We start from the raw sequence: 17171 nt of genomic DNA, 5'->3' as shown, positions 1-17171 counted from the left end.
GGTACTATTTTTTAATTTAGAAGAAAAGGTTTCAGTTTTTCTTCAGGAATAAAGATGGTTCTGTATGGCGGAATTTCAGATTCTAAAGCCCATAACAAAACACCTTTTTTATTGGTTAAAACGGTAATATGTCTTTTAGAGCAACAAACCAAAAAGAGGTCTTTAGTGATCATATAAGCACTTCCCATTCTGTCGTTGTATATATCTTTTGGTAATTTGATATGAAAATCAAGTTTTACATCATTGTTTTTTTCATCCACTTTTAGTGCAAAAACAGAAGATTGTTTGATGTCGACTCCATTATCAAAAAACAATAAACTGCCTTCTTGATCGATATGTGCGGCATGCGCTTGAGAGAAATTAGCATCTGGAGCCATTTTCATTGTGCCGCCTTTCCCTAATTTCCAGATTACTTTTCCTGTTTTAGAATTGATTTTCCAAATCTGACCATTGTTGTAGAAAGAAATTAAAAAGTTTCCATCTGTATCGTAGCTCAAACTGTTGGCATGTGTCCAATCTTTTTTGTTTTTTAGTAAATCCTTATCTTTAAACGGATCTAAATCATCAAAAACACTCCATTTCCAAAGCTGTTTTCCTTTTTTATTTAAGATTATAATTCCGTCTCCGTTGATAGTATCTTGTTTTTTTCCTCCGATAGAAGTCAAATCAATTATTTTTTGCTCAACAGTTAAAGCGATAATTTCATCAGCCGATTTTTTTATGATTTCATGATGAAGAACCTGCTTCAAATCGCCTTGCCCTTTTTTGATATGAGTTAAGGTATCACCTTTAAGGTTAATTTCTAGAATTTCACTTCCATAACTTGTTGGTTCATCATTTGTACCCAAAATAGAAAGAATCGTTTGGTCTTTTGTAAAATGAACGACTTTAAATCCAGTCCCTTCGAGCGTATGGTACCATCTTAGATTTCCTTTGTAGTCAACGATATAAGCAGTTCCCGGAGTTTCTCTTTTGGCTAAAAGCAAAAATCCTTTTTTGAAATTTTCAGGAAGCAATTCTGGTTTCGGACAATTGGCTTTAAATTGCTTTTGTAGCCATTCTGGAAGTTTTCTCGATTTAAAAGTATAAACTTTACTAGTTTGTTTGTTGTCGCCTTGAACCGTTACTAGTTGAAAACTATAATTGGTTTCTGGAGTAATGTTGCAAAGTACTAATGAATGTTTTAAACCAGAATTTGAAATAGGAGAGGTTATTTTGTGTTCTATTCCTTTTTTGTCAGACCAATATTCTGCATTTACCTGAGCTTGGTCATTCGTAGTAACATCGATCTGAATTTTCAGTTCGTTGTTGCCATGAGTGCCAATATTGATATTGGAGATAATTTGGTTGTTAGAACAACTTGCCAATGCAAGCAGGACTAAAATAAAACTTCCGTATTGTATTAATTTTTTAATCATCTGAAAAGCTTCTTTTGTGAAACAGAAAAGTACTTTTATTGTTGTAAAAAATCAAGAATAGACAGACATTTAACTGTCTATTCTTGATAGGTAATTTATTGTCTGTCGGAGTTGCTTAAGTTTGGATTAAGGTCTACCTGACTTTGTGGATAAGTATAATATTTATTTTGTGGCATTTTGATTAAAGCTGCTTCTCCAACTCTAAGGTGATATGCATTCACCAAAACATCATATTTGTTCATTCTGATTAAATCTGAACGGCGTTTTCCTTCGTAGAAAAGTTCCCATCCTCTTTCTTGTAAAATGGCATCTCTCAAACTAGATTGATTATGATCTGATAAAACCAAAAGTTTTGCATGAGATCTTCCTTTTACTTGATTGATAAGGTCAATCGCTTCTTGAGTTGGTCCGCTAATTTCATTTAAAGCCTCAGCTCTGCTCAATAAAACATCAGCATAACGAAGAATGTTTACACTATGACCGTCATAATAAGTAGTCGTTTCGTCGTCTGCATATTTTTTTGTAGAAACGTCTTGCATGTAGAATTCTCCAGCTGGCGGTTGCGCTCCCAATGAAGGTGCTTGTTTATGAAGAAGACCGTCTGTACCCATAAATTCTGGGAAGAAACATTGTTTTCTTTCATCTTCGTCACCAAAAGTGTTGTAGAAATCCCAGTTTACAGTATAATATTGCCATCTGTTTTGAACAACAGGGTGATCAACAGGACCAAAGTGATTTAATAATTCAGTTCCGTTTGTGTTGGCGTCGCTTAAAGAAGAGAAGATGTTTTCGCTGCACCATTTGTTACTTTCTTTGAACAAACCTAAGTAAGAAGGATATAAATGATATTCGTTTAAATCCATTACTTTTTGTGTATAGGTAACCACTTTTTGCCAATCATGGCTTCTCAAGTATAATTTTGCCAATAATGTAAGAGCAGCTCCTTTTGTAGCGCGTCCCACATCGTTTGTACCATAAATATCATTGTTTTTATAATTAACTGGAAGCACATCAGCAGCTTCGGTTAATTCTTTAATTATAAAAGCATCGATTTCTTCTACAGAAGATGGTGGAGTTTGATCTAAATAACCAGGATTTCCTAGATTGGCTTCTGTAATTAAAATTACTGGTCCCCAAGAATCTGTTAAATCCATGTAAGCAGAACATCTTAAGAATTTAGCTTCTGCAATAAATTGAGCTTTTTCTGCAGCTGTAATGCCACTCATTGGTGTAATGTTGAAAATCGCATTATTAGCATTGGCAATCAATTTATACATTGCGTTCCAATCTTCTTTTAGAAGACCGTTTGCCGAGTTCCAAGTTCCTAATGATAATTGTCCTGGATCTCCTCCAAATTGGCAGTGTCCTAAATCTGTAGCGATATCAGTCAGTGCAAAGTGTCTTGTAGCCCAATACGAAAAGTTATCGCCTACAGAAGGTCCTTTTAATCTTCCATAAATGGAATTGATAGCCGCAATAGCATCCGATTTTGTCTGATACCCATTGGTATTAGTCAAGCTGCTATATACCGTGGGATCAAGATCCTGATTGCAAGAAACTTGTGTTCCAGCGGCAAGTAAAAGTAATAAGATTGTATATTTTTTCATTTTAATCAATTTAATGTTACTATAAAGCATTTTAGACTAGTGAATTGCTACTTTAATTCCAAGTATAAAAGTTCTTGAAGCTGGGAATGAGTTAAAGTCGATTCCTCCACCTAAATTTTGTTTTGTTGTATTGTCGGGAGTAAAATGTCCGTTAACCTCAGGATCATTTCCAGAATAGTTTGTAATTGTCAATAGATTTTGTCCAATCGCATACAATCTGATGCTGTCAATAAATTTAACTGTTTTTAATGCGCTTTCAGGAATTGTATATCCGATAGAAACATTTTTCAAACGTAAATAAGACGCTTCTTCAACAAATTTAGAGTTCACATAACTTCCGTAAGTGCTTTTGTAATAACCATCTCTAGGAATATCTGTGTTTTCGTTTTTTCCAGCAACCCAACGGTTTAGTGCATCTGTGCTTGTAGAAGATTCACCAACCATTTTAGTCATATTGTAAACTGAATAATCAAAAGCGCCTTGGAAAAAGATATTCATATCAAAATTTCTATACCTGAAATCGTTATTAAAACCAGCCACATAATGCGGGATAGAATTTCCTAAATATGTTCTATCTTTTGCTGTAATCTTACCATCGCCATCAACGTCGACATACTTAGGATCTCCAGCAACAGATAATGGTTGAGGAGCATAAGTTTCTCCAGTTTTGATAACTCCTGCGTATTTGTAACCAAACAAAACTCCCATTTCTTTTCCTGGTTCCAATCTTGTAAATTCTTGACCAGAAACCGTTCCACTTGGATTTGAAGTATTTGTGCTGATGATTTTTACATTGTCAGCTAGAGATACCACTTCTTGTTTGTTATAAGCCACATTTAAAGAAGTTGTCCAAGTAAATTTATCATTTCTATAGTTTGTAGTGCTTATTCCTAATTCGACACCGTGGTTATCAATTACTCCAGAATTAATTCTTTGAGTATCAAATCCCCACCATCCTCCAACAGGAACATTTAAAAGGGCATCACTAGTTCTTTTTTTGTAATAATCGAATGTAATAGAAAGTTTATCATTAAATAAGCCTAAATCTAAACCAATATCAGTTTGAGCAGTTTGTTCCCATTTTAGATTTGGATTTGCTAAGTTGGCTGGCTCAGTCCCTGATACGAATTGATCAGGAGCAATAGTTACACCCCAAGAAGACAATCGGCTCATATAAGCATAATCTCCAATACCGTCACTACCTGTGATACCATAACTTGCTCTCAGTTTAAGTTCAGAAACTGCTTTTACGTTTTGCATAAAAGATTCGTTAGATATTTTCCAAGCTACAGCTCCAGAAGGGAAAATACCAAATTTGTTGTTTAGACCAAAACGAGAAGAACCGTCTTTTCTAATAGTAAAGGTTGCTAGGTATTTATCATTGAATGCATAATTTAACCTTCCAAAATAAGATGTCAATTTCGTTTCTGTTTTTTCTGTTTCAGGTTTTAAATAGACTGAAGCTCCTTGTAAATTGTAATAAGTCAATAAGTCACTAGAAAAACCTGTTCCAGCAGCTCTCATTCTTTCGTAAGTATCTTTTTGGTTAGAAGTACCAATCATTGCGGTAATTGCATGTACTTCTTTGATATCAAATTTATACGTTAAGTATTGCTCTGTACTCCATCTGAAATACGTTTTGTTTTCTTCTGAACCAGAACCTTTTAATGCAGCTCCTGCTACTAAAGTACTTGGAGTATATTTTCCTTGAATATTTTCTTGCCATTCTGCACCAGCACCAAAATGATATGTCAATCCTTTAATGATTTGATAATCCAAAAACATGTTTCCGTTTACCAATCTATTGATTGTATGATCTGTCGGTTCAAGTAAAAGTGCTAATGCATTGTCTTTTCCTTGAAATTTATAATAAGAACCATCTGCATTGTAAATTGGAATAGCTGGCGGAGCAGTTTGGATAGAGAACATTGGAGACAAAATATTATCGCCAAAATCGCTATTATTTCCTTCAGCAACAGCGCCATAAGCATTCATGCCCATGCTTAACTTATCGTTGAATTTCTTTTCTGCGCCCATTCTCACAGTATATCTTTCAAAATCAGTATTTACGATAGCTCCAGTTTGTTTTAAATAGTTTCCAGAAAGAAAGAATTTTGAATTTTGGTCGCTTCCGCTAAAAGTAAGCGTTCTGTTAAGCACTTCTCCAGGACGAGTTGCAGCGTCAAACCAGTTAGTGTTGGCAACAGGAAAGCTTGAAGGGAAAAGTGGAGGTCTTCCGTTTTCAGCATTAAGAGCATTTTGATAATCTGCATATTGCTGTCCAGTCATTAAAGATGGTTGTTTTATGATATTTTGAAAACCATCAGAAATCTCAGCTTCCACATTCATTTTTCCAGCTTTTCCTTTTTTAGTTGTAATCAAAATTACCCCATTTCCTCCACGAGCACCGTAAATTGCTGTAGAAGCGGCATCTTTTAGAATCTGAATATTTTCAATGTCGTTTGGACTAATCGAAGCTCCAGTACTCGTAATGAATCCGTCAACAACATATAATGGAGCATTAGAAGTATTGATTGAGTTTCCACCTCTAATTACAACTTGAGGATTTGTTCCTGGCGCATAACTATTTTGCTGAACCTGTACTCCAGAAGCACGCCCTTGAAGAGCTTGTCCAACGTTTGCAACCGTTCCACCTAAGTTTAAATTGTCTTTGCTAAGTGAACTCACAGAACCAGTAAGGTCTTTTTTCTTAGATTTTCCGTATCCAATAACGACTTCTTCTAGTTTTTGTCCAGCTTCTTTCATGACAATTTTTAGAGGAGAGCTTCCAATGCTTACTTCTTGATCTTCCATACCAATGAAAGTAATCACAAGTTTTGTAGCATTATCTGGAACTGTAATAGCAAAACTTCCGTCTACATCAGTTTGAACTCCTTTTGTAGTTCCTTTAACTACAACATTGGCGCCTGGAAGAGGCATGCCATTTTGATCTGTTACAGTACCTTTTACAGTTTTTTCAAAAAATAGTGCCGTGTTGTTTTTATCAGAAATATTTATAGAAGAAGCTGCAGAAGCTTGAAATGTAAAAACTAATAACGAGAGAACCGTTATTCCGATTTCTTTACGGGATAAATTGTTAATCCGAAAATCTCTTGGCTTTTTTTGGGTTAATAATTTCATACTTTGAATTGGTTTTGGTTAATGTTTAATTGTTTTTTCTTTGTTTGTAGGTTTTAGATTTCTTTTTTGATCTGGAAATTCATTTTGTCTTTTTAATTGTGTTGTGATTGAGTTGTTTTTTTAGATCAATCAGAGCTTTTGTTTTTTGCTTTAAATACTGCTTGTTTAGCTCAATTTTTTACTTTCCTGAAGCTTGAAAATCACCGAATATTTTTCATAATTAACTTAGTTTTAAGATTAATCTCTGACGAAACTAGAGATTATATTTTTATAAAACAAGAAAAAATACAAAAAATGTGCTCGAACACACAAATTTTATGTTCTCGAGCACATAAAATTGTGTGAATCATTTTTTTTGACTTAAATTGCTGTGATATTTTTAAAATAATTTAGAAAAAACAGTGTGTGTGATATTGGTAGTTTTTTGAATTATAAATAAGGATTTATTAAAAACTTATGAATTTCGCAATCACTAAACGAAAAACGTAAAAATTAAGCAGTCTTTTCTTATGCTGAAAAGAGCGGAATTTTTAGTTTTAATTATGAATTCGGTTTGTTTTTTAATTCGATTTTTGAACTATATTGGTCACGAAGAAAAAGGACATAAACGCGAAATGAATTAATGGTCATTTTGACCTTTTTTGAAAATGAAAAATTAACAGATTTTAAGAAGAAGAATTTTGAAAGAATACCACGTACAAATAATAGATAAAAATCAAGAAAATGCAACCCGTATTTTAGATTCTTTTTTTTGGGAAAAAGCAAATTGTTTGACCGATTTTACTTCTCCATGGAATAATGATCCAGTTTTAAGAATTGAATTTCGTGCGCTCTGGGATAAGGATAATTTTTATTTTAATTTTAGGGTCTTTGATACGGATCTTTATATGGATCAGAAAGATAATAGTGTAGACAGTATTTGTAATTCAGATAGAGTAGAGCTTTTTTTTAGGAGTAATGATAAGCTTAATCCTTATTATTGTTTAGAAATAGATCCTTCAATTAGATTGTTGGATTTCGAAGCGCGTCCAGATAAAATTTTTGACTATGACTGGAAATGGGCTGAAAACCATATAAAGTTAGCGTCTTCAAAAGACGAAGTTTCTTTTACTGTTGCAGGCTCAATTAGTATTGCATCTTTAAAAGAATTGGATTTAATTCATGATAATAGTATCGAAACTGGGGTTTACAGAGCTAAATTTGTCAAGGGAAAAAGCGGAAATTATGAACCAATCTGGATTACGTGGGTAAATCCTAATACTACTGAACCGAATTTTCATATCGCTTCTTCTTTTGGGAAATTTGTTTTGATGGAATAGTTTTGCCTGCCACAAAGGCGCGAAGGTGCAAAAGGTTTTTTAAAGGGGAAATCTAATTTGAATTGCCTCCAGCTTTAGCTGGAGTTGTTAAAGTAAGATAGTAAAGGGCTTTAGCCGAACTTCACAAGTTCGGCTAAAGCCCTTTTGGTTGATATTCTACAACCTCCAGCTAAAGCTGGAGGCAATTAAAGTTATAATTTGAAAGTTAAAAAACTTCGTGCCTTGGAGTCTTAGCGGCAAAAAAAACTTAGCTAACGTAAAAAGAAGCATTTTCGACATTTATAATATCAATAGGAAGCAAAATAGTTTCCGGAATATCTTTTCTGAATAAAAAGTGCTCGACTAAAGTGCTGACTCCCAAATAAGCTTGTCTCTTCTGATTCTGATGAATTAAAAAATGAATCAATCCTTGATTAAGAAAGCTGACATTTTTATCAACTAAGTCATAACCGATCAAAGCGATTTTTTCGTCTGTTATATTTGAAAGCGTAGAAGCGATTTGGTAAGCTTTTGAAGTGGTAATGAAAATACCGCTTAAATCTGGATTTTCATTTATAAAGGCTGGAAGCTTAGTTTCGATGTTAGAATATTTCAGTTTTAAAGTGGTTAAAGAAAAATCTGAAAGGTCTTTCTCTTCAAAATAACTTCTAAAACCTCGTTCTTTTTCCTGCATGTGAACGGCGTTTTTAAGACTTTCATCAATATGGATAATGGCGATTTGGCCTTTCGATAGAATTAAATTCATTAGACTTGCAGCAACTCGGCCACTTTTATATAGATCTTGCCCAACAAAGCTTTTTATTGACGAAGATTCAACTTGGTTGTTGAAAGTGTTTACCATAATTCCCAGTTCCTCATATTGTTTTATGATTTCTATGGTTTCTTTATGGAAAAGCGGTGCTAATAAAACAGCATCTGGCGATTTGGCTACAATAGCTTCATGAGTCTTTAAAAAAGATTTTGTGCTTTCAGGATTGAAATAATGCGTTTCAATAACCACATTATAAGCCTTAAATTCTGTTATAGCGTCTTGGATTCCGTTAACACATGGGAGCCAGTATGGGTCAAATACAGGATCTGGAAGTAAAACGCAAATGCGGTACACTTTTGTGCTTTTTAAATTTCGAGCAATTAAGTTGGGTTCGTAATCAATTACATTTAAAACTTCATTGATTTTTTCGAGTGCAGCAGGAGATACTTTTCCTCTATTATGCAGCACGCGATCCACAGTTCCTTTAGAAACTCCGGCCATTTGTGCTATATCCTTAATTGTGTACTTTTTATCCATATAAGCAAATATAAAAACTTTGAGTTAATAAATGTAAATTTTCTGTAAGAATTATAAAATGTGCTCGAGAACATAAAATAAGTGTGTTCGAGCACATTTTTGTATTTTTTCTTGTTTTATAAAAATATAATCTATAGTTTCGTGAAGTCAAAACCGAAAACCAAAAATAAAAATATAACCTAATAATGTTGTAGTTTATTGAATTGCAATATTTTAACACAATGTGTTTACGTGAAAAAAATTACCTCATTAGCTCCCGGCCGAACCTGTCTTTTTGGAGATCATCAAGATTATTTAGGGTTGCCTGTTATAGCCTGTGCGATAGATAGAAGTATTAAATTAATAGCAAAAGAAAATCAGACCGACACATTTGTTCTGAATATGATTGATATTAATGAAATTCGAGTTATCAATATACACGAGGCTTTCGAAAAATTAGAACCAAGAGATTATTTTGCATCCTCTTTGCGTGTCTTGCGCAGATATGGCTGTAAACCAACATCTGGTTATACGATTACCATTACTGGAGATATTCCAATTAATTCAGGAACCTCGAGTTCGTCAGCCTTATTAATGGCTTGGATTCGTTTCCTGATAGAAGCTTTCGGAATAGATCATGAAGTTACGCCCGAATTTCTTTCTAAATTAGGTTATGAATCTGAAGTGTTAGAGCACGGAGAACCAGGCGGAATGATGGATCATTTTAGTATTGGCGTTGGAAATATTGTTTACATTAATACCAAAAAACCGTTTTCTTTTAATGTAATAGGGACGGAGCTAAAAGGTTTGATTACAGGAGTTTCAGGTGTTCCAAAGGAAACCATCGGACTTCTTGGTGAGCTGAAAGGAAATGCTTTAATGGCCATTGATATTGTAAAACAGAATTATCCGCAGTTTGATTTAAATGCTGCTGAAATAGAAGATTTGGATAAATACAGAAATTGCCTTCCAGACCGTATGATTCCGTTTTTTGAAGCGGCAATCAAAAATTACCATTATACCAAAGAAGCATTAAAGGAATTCGAAAAACCAGTTTTAGATCTTAAAAAAATTGGTGCTTTAATGAATGGACATCATGAGGTTTTGCGTGATTTACTGAAAATAACTGTTCCGAGAATTGATGCAATGGTTAATGCTGCATTAAAAGCAGGAGCATACGGAGCAAAAATTGTCGGCTCTGGCGGTGGTGGAAGTATTGTTGTAATTGCTGATCCTAAGTATGAAGATGTGGTTATAAAAGCGATTTTGCATGCTGGAGCACAAGAAGCTTACGCGGTAAATGTTGATCCCGGAGTACGAATTATTGATAATATTGAAAATTAAATAAAATGCACGACAATTTAGTGATTTTAGCAGGTGGAGCTTCTTCTCGTATGAAAAAAGAAGCAGTTACCAATAATCTTTCTCCAGAAGAAATTGCTCAGGCTAATGAAAGGAGTAAAGGTTTAATAGGTGTTGGCGCAAGCGGAAGACCTCTTTTGGATTATCTTTTATGGAATGCGAAAAAAGCAGGCTATAAAAACATTTATATTATAATAGGAGAGCAAGGAGAATTGTTTAAAGAATTTTACGGAAGTAAAATGAAGGATAACGATTTTCACGGACTCAATATTTCATTTGCTGTTCAGTATATTCCTGAAGGAAGAGTAAAGCCTTTTGGAACTGCAGATGCTCTTTTTCAGGCTGTTGAGCAATATCCAGAACTAAATTCGCAGTTTTATTCGGTTTGCAATAGCGATAATTTGTATTCGGCTGAAGCATTGCGTGCTTTGAGAGAAACTGAAAGTCCGAATGCTTTTATTAGTTATGATCGCGATGCAATGGATTTTCCGCTAGAGCGTATTTCGCGTTTTGCAATTGCAAAATTGGACCAGAATAATCAGTTGCTGGATATTTTAGAAAAACCTACAGAAGAAGATTTGGAGCAATATAAAGATGCTGAAGGAAAAATACGTGTTAGTATGAATGCTTTTAAGTTTAACGGCAAGACCTTATATGTACATCTTAAAAATTGTCCTGTTCATCCCGAGCGTGATGAAAAGGAGTTGCCAACGGTTCTTTTGAACTCCGTTAAGGAAAATCCGAATACAACGATCGGAATTCCGTTTTCTGAGCACGTTCCTGACCTGACTGCTAAAGAAGATATTGCCGAAGTAAAAACATATTTGGCAAAATATTATCCTGATTTAAATTGGAATAATAAAAATTAACAAAACTTTCATATCTAAATTAGAGACTAAGGAAATTTAATGTAGTACTTTTGTTTTGCAAAAAAAATGCAGATATTTGCATAAATTACGCAATCAATAATGTGAGAGTTGATTCTAATTTAGATTTTGAATTAAATAAATCTATAACTAAATCAACCAAAAATTATGACAAACATTCAAAGTACATTACAGCTGGAGAAAAAAAGTACCATTGTTCCGATGGTAATCTTAACCTTATTGTTTTTTATTCTAGGATTTGTAACCTGGCTTAACGGACCACTAATTCCGTTTTTTGAATTAGCTTGCGAATTAACTTCTTCGCAAGCCTATTTTGTGACTTTTGCATTTTATATTGCCTACTTCGTAATGGCAGTTCCTTCTTCTTATATTATTGAAAAAGTGGGATATAAAAACGGAATTTCTTTAGGATTATTGATTATTGCCGCGGGAGCTTTTATGTTTTATCCAGCGGCTTCAAGTCGTACATTTCTCTTGTTTTTATTAGCTTTATTTATCATGGGAACTGGTTTGGCAGTTTTACAGACAGCTTCAAATCCGTATGTTGTTGTAATTGGTCCAAGAGAAAGTGCTGCTGCAAGAATCAGCGTTTTAGGAATTGCAAATAAATTGGCGGGTTTTGTTGCGCCAATTGTGCTTACTATTTTGGTTTTGTCTAATATGCAGGACTTTACTGCAGACAAAATTGCCTTGATGGATGAAGCTGCAAAAACTAGCGCATTAAATTCTCTTGCTTTACAATTACAAACACCGTATCTTTATATGGGGTTGATTATTACTGTTTTAGCTTTAATGGTGAAATTTTCTCCTCTTCCAGAAATTGATTTGGGCGAAGATGGAAATGTGTCAGAATTGAGTGTTTTTAAACAAATTAAAAATGCTTTTCAGCACCCGCAGTTGGTTTTAGGAGTAATAACTCTAATGCTGTATTTATCTGCCGAAGTTTTGGCGGGAGATTCGATTGGAGCTTTTGGAAAACAGCTGGGAGTTTATGGAGAAGAAGGGAATTTTTATCTCAAATTGACCTCATTTACCATGTCAGCAATGGTGATCGGCTATATTCTTGGTATAGTTTTGATTCCTAAATATGTTTCGCAAGTCACGGCTTTAAAAGTGTCTGGATTGCTTGGTTTGGTGCTAGTTATGGCAATTGTTTTGATCTCTCCAAAGATAATGATTGCATTGCCAGGAGCTCCAAATATACCATTGGTGATACTTTTAGTAGCGCTTTTGGGACTCGCAAATGCATTATGCTGGCCGGCAATATGGCCAATGGCTCTGCAGGATTTAGGAGGTTATACAAAGATTGGAAGTGCTATTTTGATTATGGGAATTATCGGTGGAGCAGTTTTTCCGCTTTTTTATGGAATGATCACCGAAAGTATCAATTCTGCAAATGTTGCAAAAAATATGCAAAATGTTTCAAAAAGCGGAAATCAATTGGCTTACTTAATGTTGCTACCTTCTTATGCAATGATTTTGTTTTATGCTGTTAAAGGGCATAAATACAGGAAATGGAATAGTTGAACAAAAAATAAAAATTAATATATCATGTTAAAAAGTAAAATCGACAAAGCAACAGGTTTCGAAAAACGATTCGAAAACATTAACACAGTTGTTTTTGAAAACTCAACAGATGCTTCAAAAGAAGTAGCGCAAGAAATTGCATCTTTAATCAAAGAAAAACAAAAAGAAGGAAAGCCTTGTATTTTAGGATTAGCTACTGGTTCTTCTCCAAAAGGTTTGTATGCTGAATTAGTGCGTCTTCATAAAGAAGAAGGTTTGAGTTTTAAAAACGTAATCAGTTTTAACTTGGATGAGTATTATCCAATGGAACCAAATTCAATCAACAGTTATGTTCGTTTCATGAAAGAACTTTTGTTTGATCATGTCGATATTTTACCTGAAAACGCTCACGTTCCAGATGGACTTTTAACAAAAGAGCAAATTGCAGATTACTGCCACGAATATGAAGCTAAAATTGAAGCTTTAGGCGGAATTGATCTTCAGATTCTAGGAATTGGAGGTAACGGACACATCGGATTTAATGAGTCTGGTTCGCTTCAAAACTCTAAAACTCGTTTAGTAGCTTTAGATCATATTACAAGAGTTGCTGCAAGTAAAGATTTCTTTGGTTTGAATAATACGCCAAGAACTGCGATTACGCTTGGAGTTAAAAAAATCATGGAAGCTAAAAGAGTGATTTTGTTAGCTTGGGGTGAAGGAAAAGCAAACATTGTAAAAAAATCTGTTGAAGATGAAGTTACAAACCGAGTTCCTGCTTCGTTCTTGCAAGAGCACAACAACGCAGTTTTTGTTTTAGACAAAGAAGCTTCTTCAAAATTAACGAGAATCAACAAGCCTTGGTTGGTTGAGAAAATTGTTTGGACAGACAAATTAACTCGTAAAGCAGTTTTAGGATTGGCACTAGATCTTAAAAAACCAATTTTAATGCTTACTGATGCAGATTATATAGAAAACGGTATGAGCGATTTGTTGGCAGATTCAGGTCCAGCTTATGACACTAATATTAAGATATTTAATAAATTACAAAATACAATTACGGGTTGGCCAGGTGGAAAACCAAATGCAGACGATACAAATCGTCCTGAAAGAGCAGAACCGGCTAAAAAACGTGTATTGATTTTCAGTCCACACCCTGATGATGATATTATCAGTATGGGAGGAACTTTTATGCGTCTGCAAGAGCAAGGACACGAAGTGCATGTAGCGTACCAAACGTCTGGAAACATTGCGGTGGCAGATGATGAAGCTTTACGTTTCGCAAGATTCGTAATTGATTACAATGAAAAATTCGGAATCAAAAGCGAAGAGGCAGATAATATCTACAAAAAGGCTGAAGCATTTTTACAGAACAAAAAGAATAGTGAAATTGATATTCCAGAAGTTCGTTATATTAAAGGTTTAATCAGAAAAGGAGAGGCGAGAGCTACAAGTCATTTTGTTGGTCTTCCGGATTCTCAAATTCACTTTATGGAATTGCCTTTCTATGAAACAGGAACAATCGAGAAAAAACCAATTGGACCAGAAGATATTCAGTTGACAGTAGATTTAATTGAAAAAATTAAACCGCACCAAATTTATGCAGCTGGAGATTTAGCAGATCCACACGGAACACACAAAGTTTGTTTAGATGCTATTTTTGAGGCAGTTAAAGTTTTAAAACCTAAAGAATTCATGAACGACTGCTGGTTATGGTTATACCGTGGAGCTTGGCAAGAGTGGGGAATTGATGAAGTTGAAATGGCAGTTCCGATGAGTCCGGACCAAGTTTTAGCAAAACGTCACGGAATCTTCAAACACCAGTCACAAAAAGACGGAGTTGTTTTCCAAGGAACAGATGCAAGAGAGTTCTGGCAGAGAGCAGAAGACAGAAACCGCGAAACAGCAGAATTGTATCACCAGTTAGGTTTAGCGACTTATGCTGCAATGGAAGCTTTCGTGAGATGGCATTACTAAGATGCTAAGTTGCTAAGGTTCTGAGATTCTAAGTTTTTTTAGTCTTTTAGAAATTAGTAATAAAACTTAAAAAATATTTTTGAAGCAGGAAGAGGGAACGAAAATAGGTTCTTTTTTCTTGCTTCTTTTTTTTTTAAAAGGTGCTAAGGTTCTAAGATTCTGAGGTTCTAAGTTTTTTAATTTTTGATTTAATAATCTGTGAGAATCCTTTTAATCTGTGGCAAATTAATAATAGCTTTGCAACTAATTGAAGCAAGAAGAAAGCATTGGTCTTTCTTCTTGCTTCTTTCTTCTTAAAAACTATGGATCAAGACAAAAAACAACTCATAAAATTAGCTCACACCAAAATGCCTTTCGGAAAATATGAAGGAAGATACTTAATTGATTTGCCTGAATATTATGTGGTTTGGTATCATAATAAAGGATTTCGAAAAGGAGAATTAGGGCAGCAATTACAGCTTATTTACGAATTAAAATTAAATGGATTAGAAGAATTGATACGTAATATTAAGAAGCAATATCCAAACCCTGCAAAATAGTAAGAAAAATCTTTGGTAGTTTGATTTTTTTTATATAAGTTTGAAATACAAAATATTATAATTTCCAAAAACAAAGTGATACCACAGAATTCCAGCCTGAATTCATAAATGTGTACAAGTCAGTGTTTTTTAAATTATAATATTTTTTTTTTTGCTCAAAACTTACCTCTGCAGCAAGTATTGTCTACTTGCATGAAAAATTTCAAAGGGATAATCCCGATTTTATATTACATATATAAAAAAGGATCTATAATGATTGTCCATACAATAAAAAAAACGGATTTTTAAATTGTTAAGGTTATTGTTTATTAGTTGCGAATTTGCAGCTAAAAACAGAAAAATCTTTCGTTTTCTTATGGAGTAACTTTAAACCTTTATTTAAATCGAAAGAACTCTAAAAATTTAAAAATTATCTCATTCTGGAATTGATAAATTGTCTAATTAAATTTGTACTTTTGCCAAGTTTTTTACACAACTACTTACAAACAACAACAGAATGAATCAAACAAAATATATTTTTGTTACAGGAGGTGTGACCTCTTCATTAGGAAAAGGGATTATCGCGGCATCTTTGGCAAAATTGTTACAAGGAAGAGGATACCGTACAACTATTCAGAAATTTGATCCATACATTAACGTTGATCCAGGAACTTTAAATCCTTATGAGCACGGAGAATGTTACGTGACAGATGATGGAGCTGAAACTGACTTAGACTTAGGACACTATGAGCGTTTTTTGAACGTTCCTACTTCTCAGGCTAATAATGTTACTACAGGAAGAGTTTATCTTTCGGTTATTGAAAAAGAAAGAAGAGGAGAATTTTTAGGAAAAACGGTTCAAGTTGTTCCTCATATCACAAACGAAATCAAAGACAGAATGCAATTGCTGGGTAAATCTGGCGATTATGATATTGTAATTACTGAAATTGGTGGTACAGTTGGTGATATCGAATCTCTACCTTATATAGAATCTGTTCGTCAGTTGGTTTGGGAGTTAGGTGAGAATAACGGAATCGTGATTCACTTGACATTAGTTCCTTATTTGGCTGCTGCAGGTGAGTTGAAAACAAAACCAACACAGCACTCGGTTAAGACTTTAATGGAGAGCGGTATTAAAGCAGATATTTTGGTTTGTAGAACAGAGCACGAATTGTCTCAGGAATTACGCCAGAAATTAGCTTTATTCTGTAATGTGAAGAAAGAAGCAGTAATTCAGTCAATTGATGCTTCTACTATATATGAAGTTCCAAATTTAATGCTTGAAGAAGGATTAGACGTTGTAGCTTTAAAGAAATTAGATTTGCCTAAAAAAGCATCTCCAGATCTTAAAAACTGGAATACTTTCTTAAAAAGATTAAAAAGCCCAAAACAAACTGTAAATATTGGTTTGGTTGGGAAATATGTAGAAATGCAGGATTGTTACAAATCTATTTTAGAGGCGTTCATTCATGCAGGAGCTGCAAACGAAACAAAAGTAAACGTAATTTCTATTCACTCAGAGCATATCAATGCTGATAATGTGGAAGAGAAATTAGGTTCTCTAGACGGGGTTTTAGTTGCTCCAGGTTTTGGTGAAAGAGGTATTGAAGGAAAAATCGAAGCAGTTCGTTTTGTACGTGAAAACAACATTCCTTTCTTCGGAATCTGTTTAGGAATGCAAATGTCTGTTATCGAATATTCTAGAAATATTTTAGGTTATGCAGAAGCGAACTCTACAGAGATGAACGATAAAACGTCTCATCCGGTTGTGAGTTTAATGGAAGAGCAGAAAAATGTAACCGATAAAGGAGGAACAATGCGTTTAGGTGCTTGGAAATGTGATATTAAACCAGACACTTTAGCATACAAAATTTACGGACAAAAAACTATTTCGGAGCGTCACCGCCACCGTTATGAGTATAACAATAAATATGCTGATGAATTACAGAAAGCTGGTTTAAAAGCTTCGGGAGTTAACCCTGATACAGGTTTAGTTGAAATCGTAGAGCTTGAAAATCACCCGTTCTTTATTGGTGTACAATACCACCCAGAATACAAAAGTACAGTTGCAAATCCGCACCCGATCTTTGTAAACTTTGTGGCTGCTGCGGTAAATGCGCATAAAAAATAATAATTATATTCTGAGAAGATGTAACATTTGAGTCAGACTCA

At 34.2% G+C, this 17171-nt stretch carries 11 protein-coding genes; 7 read left to right on the top strand and 4 right to left on the bottom strand.

Annotated elements, in window-relative coordinates; all coding sequences use genetic code 11:
• Nucleotides 1-11: 11 nt before the first annotated feature.
• The 3 genes from LPB248_RS03935 to LPB248_RS03925 all read right to left on the bottom strand — a co-directional run bounded on the left by LPB248_RS03935 (nucleotide 12) and on the right by LPB248_RS03925 (nucleotide 6166).
• A complete protein-coding gene (locus LPB248_RS03935; protein ID WP_177210281.1) occupies nucleotides 12-1418 on the bottom strand; it encodes an aryl-sulfate sulfotransferase in 1407 nt (468 codons plus the stop codon).
• A gap of 95 nt (nucleotides 1419-1513) precedes the next feature.
• Nucleotides 1514-3025 (bottom strand): RagB/SusD family nutrient uptake outer membrane protein, encoded by a 1512-nt coding sequence (locus LPB248_RS03930; protein ID WP_177210280.1) that lies wholly within the window; start codon nucleotides 3023-3025, stop codon nucleotides 1514-1516.
• 36 nt (nucleotides 3026-3061) lie between these two features.
• Nucleotides 3062-6166, bottom strand: a complete 3105-nt coding sequence (locus LPB248_RS03925; protein WP_177210279.1) for a SusC/RagA family TonB-linked outer membrane protein — start codon at nucleotides 6164-6166, stop codon at nucleotides 3062-3064.
• 680 nt (nucleotides 6167-6846) lie between these two features.
• Here LPB248_RS03925 and LPB248_RS03920 point away from each other — a divergent pair.
• A complete protein-coding gene (locus LPB248_RS03920; RefSeq protein WP_177210278.1) occupies nucleotides 6847-7485 on the top strand; it encodes a sugar-binding protein in 639 nt (212 codons plus the stop codon).
• Between the two features lie 247 nt (nucleotides 7486-7732).
• Here LPB248_RS03920 and LPB248_RS03915 read toward each other — a convergent pair whose 3' ends face one another.
• Nucleotides 7733-8773: a LacI family DNA-binding transcriptional regulator gene (locus tag LPB248_RS03915; protein WP_177210277.1), complete on the bottom strand. Its 1041-nt coding sequence runs from the start codon at nucleotides 8771-8773 to the stop codon at nucleotides 7733-7735.
• 231 nt (nucleotides 8774-9004) lie between these two features.
• Between LPB248_RS03915 and LPB248_RS03910 the strand changes: the two genes are divergently transcribed.
• The 6 genes from LPB248_RS03910 to LPB248_RS03885 all read left to right on the top strand — a co-directional run bounded on the left by LPB248_RS03910 (nucleotide 9005) and on the right by LPB248_RS03885 (nucleotide 17130).
• Entirely contained in the window at nucleotides 9005-10096 is a 1092-nt protein-coding gene (locus LPB248_RS03910) for a galactokinase family protein (protein WP_177210276.1), read from the top strand.
• A gap of 5 nt (nucleotides 10097-10101) precedes the next feature.
• Entirely contained in the window at nucleotides 10102-10983 is an 882-nt protein-coding gene (locus tag LPB248_RS03905; RefSeq protein WP_177210275.1) for a sugar phosphate nucleotidyltransferase, read from the top strand.
• A gap of 165 nt (nucleotides 10984-11148) precedes the next feature.
• Nucleotides 11149-12528, top strand: a complete 1380-nt coding sequence (locus LPB248_RS03900; protein WP_177210274.1) for a sugar MFS transporter — start codon at nucleotides 11149-11151, stop codon at nucleotides 12526-12528.
• Nucleotides 12529-12552: 24 nt separating this feature from the next.
• Nucleotides 12553-14481: a glucosamine-6-phosphate deaminase gene (nagB, locus tag LPB248_RS03895; RefSeq protein WP_177210273.1), complete on the top strand. Its 1929-nt coding sequence runs from the start codon at nucleotides 12553-12555 to the stop codon at nucleotides 14479-14481.
• A 302-nt stretch (nucleotides 14482-14783) separates the two neighbouring features.
• Nucleotides 14784-15020 carry a DUF3820 family protein gene (locus tag LPB248_RS03890; RefSeq protein WP_177210272.1) on the top strand — a complete coding sequence of 79 codons (237 nt, stop codon included), beginning with the start codon at nucleotides 14784-14786 and terminating at the stop codon, nucleotides 15018-15020.
• 496 nt (nucleotides 15021-15516) lie between these two features.
• Nucleotides 15517-17130, top strand: coding sequence for a CTP synthase (locus LPB248_RS03885; RefSeq protein WP_177210271.1), 1614 nt, complete (start codon nucleotides 15517-15519; stop codon nucleotides 17128-17130).
• Nucleotides 17131-17171: the final 41 nt, after the last annotated feature.

This window comes from Flavobacterium sp. LPB0248 (genome assembly GCF_013388355.1).
GTDB lineage: Bacteria > Bacteroidota > Bacteroidia > Flavobacteriales > Flavobacteriaceae > Flavobacterium.
Note: the sequence above shows the minus strand (reverse complement) of the source record. Positions and strands in the feature narration are given on the sequence as shown.

Excerpts from the sequence above, each read along its gene's own strand:
- nagB (WP_177210273.1), top strand. The coding sequence starts at position 12,553 with ATGTTAAAAAGTAAAATCGACAAAGCAACAGGTTTCGAAAAACGATTC.
- LPB248_RS03900 (WP_177210274.1), top strand. The coding sequence starts at position 11,149 with ATGACAAACATTCAAAGTACATTACAGCTGGAGAAAAAAAGTACCATT.
- LPB248_RS03935 (WP_177210281.1), bottom strand. The coding sequence starts at position 1,418 with ATGATTAAAAAATTAATACAATACGGAAGTTTTATTTTAGTCCTGCTT.
- LPB248_RS03915 (WP_177210277.1), bottom strand. The coding sequence starts at position 8,773 with ATGGATAAAAAGTACACAATTAAGGATATAGCACAAATGGCCGGAGTT.
- LPB248_RS03885 (WP_177210271.1), top strand. The coding sequence starts at position 15,517 with ATGAATCAAACAAAATATATTTTTGTTACAGGAGGTGTGACCTCTTCA.
- LPB248_RS03930 (WP_177210280.1), bottom strand. The coding sequence starts at position 3,025 with ATGAAAAAATATACAATCTTATTACTTTTACTTGCCGCTGGAACACAA.
- LPB248_RS03925 (WP_177210279.1), bottom strand. The coding sequence starts at position 6,166 with ATGAAATTATTAACCCAAAAAAAGCCAAGAGATTTTCGGATTAACAAT.
- LPB248_RS03890 (WP_177210272.1), top strand. The coding sequence starts at position 14,784 with ATGGATCAAGACAAAAAACAACTCATAAAATTAGCTCACACCAAAATG.
- LPB248_RS03905 (WP_177210275.1), top strand. The coding sequence starts at position 10,102 with ATGCACGACAATTTAGTGATTTTAGCAGGTGGAGCTTCTTCTCGTATG.